Below are 10,632 nucleotides of genomic sequence, written 5' to 3' on the forward strand. Positions count from 1 at the left end.
ACGGGCCCCGATAGGGTGGCCTGTCATGAACGCGGGCTCAGGGAACGAGATGGCTACCGTCCCGGCGGGCCGGGTGACGCTATCGGATCGGCGGACCGAACGCAGTTGGTCGGTCGAAGTCGCGCCATTCCAGATGTCGGCGTTCCCGGTCACTCAGGCGTGGTACACGCAGGTCACCGGTCAGCGACCGAGTGCCGCCGAGGGCGATCGGCTGCCCGTTGAGGGCGTGTCGTGGTGGGACGCCGTCCGTTTTTGCAACGCCTTGTCCCTGCGTGAGGGGCTCACACCCACCTATCACCTGGGGCACAACCCCGAGACGGCCGAATGGGACACCTCTGCCGACGGGTACCGGCTGCCGACCGAGGCCGAGTGGGAACACGCCTGCCGCGCCGGTACCACCGGTCCGCGGTACGGCCGACTCGACGAGGTCGCCTGGTACCGGGCCAACTCGGACGACCGGATCCACACCGTGGGCGGCAAGCAGCCCAACGCATGGGGCCTCTACGACATGCTGGGCAACGTATGGGACTGGTGCTGGGACCTCTACGACGCCCAGGTCTACGGCACTTACCGGGTGCTCCGCGGCGGCGGATGGTCCGACGAGCACTGGAGCTGCCGCGCCTCGGTGCGACGCCGCAGCCATCCGACCTTCCGGATCGATGACGTGGGCTTCCGCGTCGCGCGCTCCACGCCAACGCAGCGACAGCCGGCCGATAGGGCGGGGTGCCCCTCGGCTACGGGCGCCGAACACTGAGCGGCTGACCTCACTCGCGATAGACGGGTGGGGCGTTGGTGTACGCATGCCCCGTGGGCGCGGTCCAGGTACTGACGCCACTGCAGGGATCCCGCCTGACCTTCCACCCGGGATGATGGGTCTTGAGCCGGTGATGCCGTCGGCACAACGGCTGCAGATTGTCGGGAACAGTCTGCCCACCCCGCTCCGGATGCCGATGATCGAACGGCCGGACATGGTCAAGATCGCAACGGCCCGCAGGCATCCGACAGCTGGGGAAGGCGCAGTACTGATCCCGAGCAATCACATGCCGCTCGGTCTCGGCAGTGGGCCGATAGGTGGTGGGGTCGGTCTTGATGAGCAGCCCGGTCTCAGGAGCCGTGAGCAACCGCCGCCAGACGCTACCCGGCGCAAAGGCAAGCTCCCGAGCCTGCGAGGCGGCGATGGGCCCGTACCCCTTCAGCTCGGCAGGCCCATCCTCGTCCCCGATGAGGATGTCGAAGGGCACGGTCACCTGCACAACAACGCCCGACCGCCCCGCCCCAGTGGCCCTGGTGGCCCTGGTGGCCCCGCCTGCACCCGAACCCCCGACCGCACCGGGCTGATTGACCACAAGGTCGAAGAGCGCATCGACCCGCTTCTGCTCCAGACTGCGCCCATCCTCGGCATAGCCCTGAGCCCGACTGTCGACGGCCTGCTCCATGAGAGCGGCCCGCTGGGCAGGCAGCACGGCCCCGAACATGGCCATGCCGTCCTCCTGCGGATAGTGCTGAATGCTGCGCTCACGCACCCGCTGCTGGTGGCGCCGCTCGGCCCCTCCGGGATCGGCCCGCACGACTTCCTGGCGCAGCGCGGCCCGCGTCTGCCCGGCCGCTTGCCTGGGCATCTTCAACGCCATGACCTGCTCAACCTGAGCCGCAACGCTGTCATCGACGACGCGCAACTGCTCGGCGAGCGTCTGTGCCTGGATGTAGGAGATCTCCCCGGCAGCAAGCAGCTTGGTAGTGGTCTCATGCCGACCGGCCAGCAGGCTGGCCGCCTCCAGCCGCCGCGCGGCAGTGGCATCGGCCAGCCGCAACGCACAGGCGACTTCTTCAACGGCGCTGTCCCACTGAGCGGCGAACACATCATCCAGCCTCCCGCCCGCCGCCAGGATCATCTCCTCCGGGGTATCGGCATGCGCGGCAATCGCAGCCAGCACCTCAACCTGCTTGGCCTGCAACCACGACAAGTGCTGCTCCAGCACCACCAGCGCATCAATACGCCCCCGCGCAGAGAGCTGCCCACAGTCGAGCCCACCCAACAGCCCAACCGTCCGATCCGACGGCCCCTGCTCCCGAACCCCCGCCACCCACTCATCCAGCGGCCCACACAGCACCACACCCACCCCCTCACAAACCAGCAGCGCACCACACGGAACTCGCGACGATCCTGAGCGAGTCAGCACTGTCAATTATCGCTTACGCAGAGTAATAACACCAGGTCAATCCAACACTCGAAAGAGTGAACCAACCCCAAACAGAAGACTCACCAGGGCCCCTCGCCCGATCTTGAACAGCCCCCGCTACCCCACGTCACCGAAAACCCGCATCCCGCGCCGGCGCGGCGCACACCACCACAACACCGCACCCCGCCAAACCGGCCCGCCGTGCCCCCACAAGACGACCGCGCCACCCCACCCCCACCCACCGGCCGCCCGCCGCTCAACCCACCCGGCCTGCCACCAAGACGCGAACGCGCCCCCATCCCCGGCCAGCCACACAGCCCACCCCACCGCCACCAACCTGGGCCGCCCGCTCGCTTCTCCCCCGTGCTGGAGCGGGCCGGGTCAAGGGTGGCCCGGAGGGCCATCGGCGCAGCCGACGCGGAACGCAGCGCAGCGGAGTGAAGCGCCCTTGACGCGGCCCGCGGAAGCACGACACTGACCAAGAAGCGGGCGGCCCGACGGCAACGCCCTGGACGAGGGTCCTCTGCAACGCCTCATCGCAGGCAAGTGGACCTCCCCGCGCAAACGGGGAGGCCATGCGCGTACGTCCACGCCGGCAGAATGTTCATGTGCCTGGTGCCGTCCCCTCATCCCCCGAAGTCTCAGCACGCATGTCCCGGCAACTCAGCAAGGACACGAGGGCCGAGCTGGCCGTGCGACGCCTTCTCCATGCGGCGGGCTTCCGTTACCGCGTGGAGTACCCGGTGCCGGGCATGGCTCGGCGCCGGATCGATGTGGCGTTCACCGGGGCGAAGGTTGCCGTCCTGATCGACGGCTGTTTCTGGCACGGGTGCCCGCAGCACGCGACGCAGCCGAAGGCCAACGCGCAGTGGTGGCGTGACAAGCTCGACCGGAACATGGCCCGCGACCGGGAGACGACGGAACACCTCATCGCCGAGGGCTGGACGGTGCTGCGGTTCTGGGAGCACGAGGCTCCAGAGGATGTGGCCGTACGGGTGGCGGCGGCCGTTGAGCGGCGTCGAGTGGAACGGACCAAAGGGAGGAAAGCATGAGTGGCCTGTCCTTCGTGGACGTGTGCTCGGGTGCGGGCGGGCTCGCCCTCGGGCTGGAGCGGGCAGGGTTCGAGCCGCGCTTGCTACTGGACAACGACGAGGACGCCGTCCAAACTCTGCGGACCAATCGGCAGCACTGGAGCGTGCTCCACACCGACCTGTTGGGCTTCGACCCGAAGGATCATCGCGAGAGCTATGACGTGGACCTCCTCGCGGCGGGACTGCCCCGGGTGAAGTCGAGTGCGACCGTGAAGCGGGCGGATTCGGATGTGGAGGTGCGGTTGCTGGAAGCCACCGTCTACCTCGTCCACGCGATCCGGCCCCGGGCGGTGCTCATCGAGAACGTTCCCGGGCTCGCCCACGCGGACAAGTATCAGGAGTTCCGAGACTTCGCCCGAGCCGAACTGGCCCATCTGGGATACGAGTTCAGTTGGTTCGTCGTCAACGCCGTCGACTTCGGCGTACCGCAGAACCGCAAGCAAGGCATCCTGGTGGCCATCGGGCGGCAGTGGGCCGGGGCATTCCGGCCACCGACACCCACCGTTCAGGAGCCGATCACGGTTGGCGCGGCCTTGGGACCGACCATGGCATCAAGGGGATGGGCGGACGCTCCCCGCTGGGCCGCCCAAGCGGATCAGCCGGCTCCGACTCTGGTCGGAGGCTCGAAGAACCGGGGTGGCGCCGACCTGGGCCCGACCGGCGCCAAGCGAAAGTGGGCGACCATGGGTGTCAACGCGCACACCGTGGGTGACGCCGTCCCTGGCCCGGACTTCGTATGGGATCCCGAACTCGGCAGGGACAACATGGTGAAGATCACGGTTGAGCAGGCGGCGCTGTTGCAGAGCTTTCCGGCAACGTGGGAGATCGCCGGGCTCAAGACCGCCCGGTACCGTCAGGTCGGGCATGCAACGCCGCCGCCCGTCGGAACGGCCCTGGGGCGAGCCATAGCCGAAGCGCTGGTTGGGGATCCGGCAGTCCCCGTTGCCGGCTAGACTTCCGCCACATGACCAGCACGGCGTCCCACCAGCCCATCCTCGACAAGCCTTTCGTCCTGGACCTCTTCGCAGGTCCCGGAGGGCTGGACGTCGCCGGGCACGCGCTCGACATCCCGAGTCTCGGCATCGAGTGGGACAAGAGTGCGTGTCTCACGCGGTACGCGGCGGGGCTGGACACCCTCCACGCCGATGTGAGCGAGGTGCGCAGGGACGCCTTCGAGTCGCTGCCGCCGGAGATCAACGTGCTGGCAGGTGGTCCCCCGTGCCAGACGTACTCGGTGGCCGGGCACGGCGCCGGGCGCCAGACCCTGGACAGGGTCAAGGAGTACATGGAACGGCTGTTGGCGGGGGAACCCGACGAGGAGATCGACAAGGATCTGAAGACCCTCAGCGATCCACGCACCGCACTGGTCCTAGAACCTCTCCGCTATGCCATTCAGGCGACCCGGAGCCCGAACCGGGAGAAGCGCCCGTACGACGTCATCGTCCTGGAACAGGTCCGCGAGGTCAAAGAGCTCTGGAAGCACTACGCCAAGGTGCTGGAGGAGACAGGGCTCCCCGACGGGACCAAGTACAAGGTCGTCGTCGATGTTCTCGACACCGAGACCTACGGGGTTCCGCAGACACGGGACCGCGCGGTGCTGATCGCTCGACGTGAAGGGCTTGGTGAGCCCTCGCTCCCCTCGCCGACCCACCATTCCTACGAAGCCAAGAAGTGGAACCGAAGGAACGGGAGGAACGAACACGACGAGGCCGCGGGCCATGCCCATCAGCCGACTCTCTACGACGGCACCGAACCGGAGTCCGATGAACACCAGGCGACAGGCGACGAGGATCTGCTGCCCTGGAGGTCGATGGGTGACGTCATCGCGAACCCGGTGGGTTCACATCCGGGGCGCCCCACTCCGTTCCTGGTTCGCTCGAACTATGGCAGCTCCCGCCACCCCGGGCGACGAGGCGTGCGAGGCGACCAGCAGCCCTCCTTCACCGTCACCGGCAAGATCAGCCGCTTCGTGGTCTTTCAACACCTCACCGAGAGCATCGTCTACGAGGGCGCACGATTCAGCATGAATGAGGCGGGGATGCTGCAGAGTTTCCCGCCGGACTATCCATGGTCCGGTACGGCGCAGGCCCAGCAAGTGGGCAACGCCGTCCCGCCCCTGTTCGGTGCGCACCTGCTGAGCGCTGCGCTCGGGCTGCCCAGGCCGGGCCCGAAGGACCTGCGGAAGCCGTGGCAGCCGGCCACGGAGGAGCAGCGGGCCAAGCTGCGAAGCAACGGCTGCGGGGCCGCCGACGCGTGCACCGATAGGTGTCCGCAGCCCAAGGACCAGGTGCCGCCGCCCTCTTCCATGCGCCCGCGCAAGAACAAGAAGGCGCCGGCGAAGTAGTCAGTAGTCGGCGAGTACGGTGCGGAGGGCACTGCGGCGGCCAGCCACAGCTCCGGGTCAGTCCCCGCTCTTCCTGCCCCTGACCGGCGCGGTCTCGAACAGTTCCGCGAAGTAACTGGTGAGCGCGGCCACGGATTCCTCCGGGACGGGATCCTCGTCGGGCCCGTTCGGGAGCTCGTACCGCTCGACCGGTGGCGCCGATTCCGCCTCCGCGATCCAGTCCCGCAATGCGGCGGGGTCCCTGAGCTCGTCCGGGGCGAGGACGTCGTAGCTCAGGGTCGCTCCGGCCGTACTGATCGCCACGCAAAGACCGTTGATCTCTCGCCCGGTGGTGACCAGCCCGCTCTGCAGGAGGCGGACCAAAGCCTGGGCGGTGGGACGGTGGTCGATCACATCCATCCGCAGAACAGTGTGGACGAGATCCTGATTTCCGCAGGCATCCTCGACGGGCCCGTAGTCCGACCCGTTTCGGAAAAGCTCAGCCGCCCACCACAGACGGGAGAAGCACTGACGGTCCGCAGGGCCACGGAATCGCTCCGCAGCGACGCGTCTTTCCGGCCTGTTCGCCGTCGGCTCCGACCGGTGACGCCAGACGACATAGTCGGGGGCCACCGCCAGGGCGATGTGGTTCCACAGACGTTTGTCCGCAGCCTCTCGCCGCGTCAGGCGCAGCGTGGCGTGGAGCCGAGGCGCCAACCACGCGTCGGCTCGGGTGCGGTCCTCCCGGAACTCGAACATGGCGTCTTCCACCAGGCTTCGGATCGGCTCGACCCACCATCTGGCGTCGTCCTCGGGGAGCGGCTCGACGATCTTGGCGAGATCGATACCGCCGTGGACCTGTTCACCTTTGAGCAGTTCCTCGGTGAGGAACGGATCGACGGCCGAGGTGGCGAGCAACCCCAGGCGCTCCGGTACGTGGTTCGGTTGCGTGATCACGTCTCACTCTCGCGGTTCATCTGTGCCAGACTGCGGATGACATGGGCGAGCGCCTTGGAGGCATCGGCGCGGCGGACCGCCGCGTAGTGGATACGCGTCTGGAGTTCCACCCAGCCGGAGTCGCCGGTACGTCGACGGTGGACCTGTCGTAGGGCCTCCTCGACGTGCACTCCGGGAATCACGTCCGGGAGCATCTCCCGCAGTACCTCGCCCTGCCAGTCGGTCGGGAAGACCGGGCCACCGCCGGGTTCCACTTCCAGATCGCCGATGGCGCCGTGGAAGACCGCGGTCCAGACGTCTGTGGCCATCTGGGTGACCAGGAGGTCACGCACCTTGCTCTCCACACCCGAACCGTTGCTGTCCAACAGGCCGATGGCACCCTCGACGTCGGTGTTCACGAACACGGTGGGGACCCTGGCCGAGGCGTCCAGGATCCAGGGGGCGTCGGCGTAGGCCTGGAGCCACTCCCGGGAGCTTCTCTTGAACGACGTTGTCTGGACGTCCAGTTGGAGCCCTCGGACCGGTTCGTCGGAGATCGTGTCGACGATCCAGCTCCGATCGGTCTCGGCGATCGACCGTCCGCGGACCCCGTCCACGGTCCCTACCGCATGCACGGCGAGAGAGGCTCGCCCCAAGTGGTCGTCACGGAGCACTTCCACGGAGCCCGACCAGTCCCGACCGTCCGGCGCGTCACGCGTGAGCTCCGCGGAGGTGCGGATATTGGTCTCGCCGTCCGTCAGCACGGCGAGGACACACAGATCGGACCAGGCCGCGTCCGGCGCGTTCACCCCGGGCGGCAGCGTCGCCGAGAGACCGATCGTGGCGCTGACCCAGTCGGCGTGGCCCGCGATGCCGAGCGCGACGGCCTGCTGCTGGGTCGAGTACGCCGTGGTCTCCAGCTGGTCGCGGGTGCCGTCGGCGAGCCTGAGGGAGACCGAGGTCACTCTGAGCGTGACCGGCCGGTTGAGCCGCTTGTACGGGTAGATCTTCACGCGTCACTCCCCCTTGCCGGCACGGAGTTCGACGACGAGGCGGGTGAGCGTCGTCCTGACCGGGTGGCTGGTGACGTCGGTGAATCCTTGGAACTTCGCACGACGCGTGCCGGGCGGAAAGCGCAGGGTCCCGTCCTCCACCTCGCAGCCCTCCAGCGCCACGAGCTCCGCCCAGTCCAGTTTCGGGCGGCCTCCGGAGCGCACGTCCAGCTGGGCGACCGGCACCATCGGGACGATCTCGTCGCCACGCGGGATGCTCACTTCGGCGGTGATCCGCCATTCCCCGTCATCGCCGACCGTCGCGTCGAGCTTGTCCAGCACCGGAACCACCGGCCCGGCGGGAGCCTTGGCCTTGGGTCTCGTTCTCACTGTCAACGCCTTGCGCACGGCCTCACCGCCGTCGCGACTACTGCGCTTCGGCCGTCCGACGAGCTCCCTGACCGCGCTGTTCACCTCGGTGGTCAGCGCATTGATCCGCCGGTATGCGGACGGCGACCAGCGCAGGGTCAGCTCCTCCGTCTGTCCCCAGCGGTCGTGCTCAGGCGGTTCCGCCGCACGCAGGAAGTCCTCGGCCTCCTCCGCAAAGGGGGCCGTTTCTCCGACTGCCTCGCCCACCAGCAGAACGGCCTGGAAGGGGTTGGTCCCAATCGGCAGCTTCGGGACCACGGTCCTCTTGACGGTCATGCGGTTACCGCGCAACGAGTGCACCTGGTTCTTCCCCCCGACCCCATCCCTGTCGCCCTCGGCCTCGGTGACCAGCAGGACCGCCTGGTGCGTACCGAGCGTCCCATGAGTGCCCCCGGAGAGCGGCAGTTTCAACGGAACGCTCCGCGCCGCCACCTGCCCGGCCTCGGTGAGGCGATCCACCGTGGTGCCCTCGTAGTGCGCCTTGAGGGCACGAGTCCGGGCGGGCTGCTCGGCAGACGGGTCCACCTGCTTTTCCGGCACGACCTCCTTGCCGTTCTGCAAGGCACGGACAGAGACCTCAAGCAAGGGGAGCCTGCTGCCGCCGCCGGTCATCGCGGCCCAGAAGTCACGTCCCAGCGCCTCCACGAGACGGCCATGCATCTTGCGGATGTCACGCGTGTCCTCGTCACCCTCCTTGTCTTCGATGGACTCGTCGTCGGCCTCGGCCTTCCCCTCAAGGCTGGCCACGTCGTGCGCCCCGACAATGAGGAAGGACGTACCGGGTTCGTCGCTCTCCCTGGTCAGATGCAGGCTTGCCACGGTCTCCTCGTCCGCCCACCAGGAGCGGGCCACCATGGCACCGGGCGAATCTGGGTCGGGGCGCCCGAACCATGCCGGGCCCGCGTACGGCTCGCCATCCACCTCACGCCAGGGCAGTTCGAGACGGCCGATGACCCGTCGCTCGGTGCGTCCCTCGTGTGGCACGGACAAAGTGGAGTTGATGAGCACGAGGCCGAGGGCGCTGGTGGCCCACAGCGTCGCCTTGCCCAAGCCGTACGAACCACCCGCGCCGGGCCCGGACTTGAGGCTCTCCAACTGACGTCTGACCACGGCGGCGAACTTGCCGTCCGCGTAGTCGTCGCCGATGAGCCCGGAAGCGTTGTAGTCGTCAACCCGCAGCAGGACCAGGCGGCCCTTCTCGTACATGTCGCGCACTCCGGCGTCCACGACCCGGCCGACCTTCTGGTTGGCGGCGGTCTCCGAGACGGCGGAGTAGTGCGGAAAGAGATCATTCCAGAGGATCGCCTCGCGGAAGGCGTCCAGGGCCTCGCCGGTGAGCTCATGGAGGGTGTAACGAACCCGGACCGGGCGGCCGTTCTCCGTCAGACGCTCGTCGAGACTGTTCTGGCAGGTCTCGCGCGCGAGGACCTGCACGTCGGCGTCGAAGGCGAAGGCAGCGGCATTGCCCAGGTCACGGCCGCCGTCGGGGTAGCCGGGGCGGTGGTACCAGGTGACGGGGAGGCCGGCCTGGGTGTCGGTGGTACGGGTGTGGACCGTACCCACATCCGTGCCCAACGCCTTGGCGATGTCCGTCATGACGGTCGGTCGGGGAGTCGACCTGCCGGTGATCCATGCGGACACCGCAGCCCGGGTCAGGTTGAGCTCGTCGGCCAGTTCGGCCTGCGTCTTCCCCGCGAGCTTGAGCTGTCGGGCCAACCAGGGCCCGAACTCCTCACCTGTCTCCACGCGCCGCCTGCTCTTTCCTCGGAGTCCCATGCTGATCGCATGTTGTGGACCACCAGGCTAATTTGACACGCGCAGCATCGTCAACCAACAGTTGATCGGGCTTGATCACCTGGGTCACTTCAGTCGAGTGTCCAACTTGCTCAAATGATCATATTTATCCTCAGATGTACCACTCTCGTAAGCAGTGAGGATCAACTCCCCCCAGGCAAAGGGGAGTTGGTTGACACATTCGAGTGAACGCCGATAGCGTTGTTGACAGTGGGGATCCCACTCCGCTCGCGAAACCCGAAAACGGGAAGGCCGGGCGGCCTGGGGAGAAGTGCGCCCAAATTCTAACCTCATACCTAACCGACACCTCTACAGAGCTCTTCCAGGGAACGCCCTTCCAAAAAGGACTGGCCCCACAAGACTTCCATCCGCTAGCTTATTTTGGGGGAGCAAGTCTCAACCAAAGCATCAACTTGCCTATTTCTTTTCACACGGGGGGCGTGTGCCCGAATACACCCCTGTGCAACTGCAGGATGCGACGATAGACAGGGGTGCAACCAGTCGATGAATGAACAGGATAGCGACTCGCTCGACTCGCTTCGGGATTCCAGCTCATTCGAGCTGAGTATCAAGACCGCAGAAAGCATGGTCGAAGTTCTGGAGATTCTCCACGAACAGAACCTGTCCGAGGAGGATTTCACCAACAGGTTCCCCATCCTGGCCAAGCTGTTCCAGGGGCTGCCGAACGAGACCGCTCCCCCTGCCTGACCCCAGAGCCCAGAGCCCCAAGCATGTCCGGGGGTCTCGGTCTCGCAACAACCAACGTCTTCACCGCGAGTTCTCCGCTTCACGACGGCACTGTGGGAAATACGCCCACGTGCCATGAGAACGAACACGGGCCGGCCGACGCCCGGCGGCCGGCCCTCCGTTCGACCTTTCGCCCGAAC

The 10,632-nt window shown here is 67.2% G+C and carries 9 protein-coding genes; 5 read left to right on the forward strand and 4 right to left on the reverse strand.

Going from position 1 to position 10,632, the window contains the following annotated elements; translation table 11 throughout:
• Positions 1 to 49 precede the first annotated feature (49 nt).
• Complete coding sequence (locus tag ACP4J3_RS04510) at positions 50 to 754, forward strand: formylglycine-generating enzyme family protein (RefSeq protein WP_426530592.1); 705 nt, start codon at positions 50 to 52, stop codon at positions 752 to 754.
• Between the two features lie 10 nt (positions 755 to 764).
• Here the strand turns inward: ACP4J3_RS04510 and ACP4J3_RS04515 are convergent, their stop codons facing one another.
• Positions 765 to 1,982 carry a DUF222 domain-containing protein gene (locus ACP4J3_RS04515; RefSeq protein ID WP_426530594.1) on the reverse strand — a complete coding sequence of 406 codons (1,218 nt, stop codon included), beginning with the start codon at positions 1,980 to 1,982 and terminating at the stop codon, positions 765 to 767.
• A gap of 848 nt (positions 1,983 to 2,830) precedes the next feature.
• Here ACP4J3_RS04515 and ACP4J3_RS04520 point away from each other — a divergent pair.
• The 3 genes from ACP4J3_RS04520 to ACP4J3_RS04530 are packed head-to-tail and all read left to right on the forward strand — an operon-like array spanning position 2,831 to position 5,615.
• Positions 2,831 to 3,232: a very short patch repair endonuclease gene (locus ACP4J3_RS04520; RefSeq protein ID WP_426530596.1), complete on the forward strand. Its 402-nt coding sequence runs from the start codon at positions 2,831 to 2,833 to the stop codon at positions 3,230 to 3,232.
• Entirely contained in the window at positions 3,229 to 4,224 is a 996-nt protein-coding gene (locus ACP4J3_RS04525) for a DNA cytosine methyltransferase (protein ID WP_426530598.1), read from the forward strand. Before ACP4J3_RS04520 ends, ACP4J3_RS04525 begins: the two co-directional genes overlap by 4 nt.
• An 11-nt stretch (positions 4,225 to 4,235) precedes the next feature.
• On the forward strand, positions 4,236 to 5,615 hold the full coding sequence (locus ACP4J3_RS04530) for a DNA cytosine methyltransferase (RefSeq protein ID WP_426530600.1): 1,380 nt from the start codon (positions 4,236 to 4,238) through the stop codon (positions 5,613 to 5,615).
• 57 nt (positions 5,616 to 5,672) lie between these two features.
• Here the strand turns inward: ACP4J3_RS04530 and ACP4J3_RS04535 are convergent, their stop codons facing one another.
• The 3 genes from ACP4J3_RS04535 to ACP4J3_RS04545 are packed head-to-tail and all read right to left on the reverse strand — an operon-like array spanning position 5,673 to position 9,727.
• Positions 5,673 to 6,551: a DUF6339 family protein gene (locus ACP4J3_RS04535; protein ID WP_426530602.1), complete on the reverse strand. Its 879-nt coding sequence runs from the start codon at positions 6,549 to 6,551 to the stop codon at positions 5,673 to 5,675.
• Entirely contained in the window at positions 6,548 to 7,543 is a 996-nt protein-coding gene (locus ACP4J3_RS04540) for a hypothetical protein (RefSeq protein ID WP_426530604.1), read from the reverse strand. Before ACP4J3_RS04540 ends, ACP4J3_RS04535 begins: the two co-directional genes overlap by 4 nt.
• A gap of 3 nt (positions 7,544 to 7,546) precedes the next feature.
• A complete protein-coding gene (locus tag ACP4J3_RS04545) occupies positions 7,547 to 9,727 on the reverse strand; it encodes a helix-turn-helix transcriptional regulator (RefSeq protein WP_426530606.1) in 2,181 nt (726 codons plus the stop codon).
• Between the two features lie 522 nt (positions 9,728 to 10,249).
• Between ACP4J3_RS04545 and ACP4J3_RS04550 the strand changes: the two genes are divergently transcribed.
• Positions 10,250 to 10,453: a hypothetical protein gene (locus tag ACP4J3_RS04550; protein WP_426530608.1), complete on the forward strand. Its 204-nt coding sequence runs from the start codon at positions 10,250 to 10,252 to the stop codon at positions 10,451 to 10,453.
• Positions 10,454 to 10,632: the final 179 nt, after the last annotated feature.

The organism is Streptomyces sp. UG1, from assembly GCF_049974585.1.
Lineage (GTDB): Bacteria > Actinomycetota > Actinomycetes > Streptomycetales > Streptomycetaceae > Streptomyces.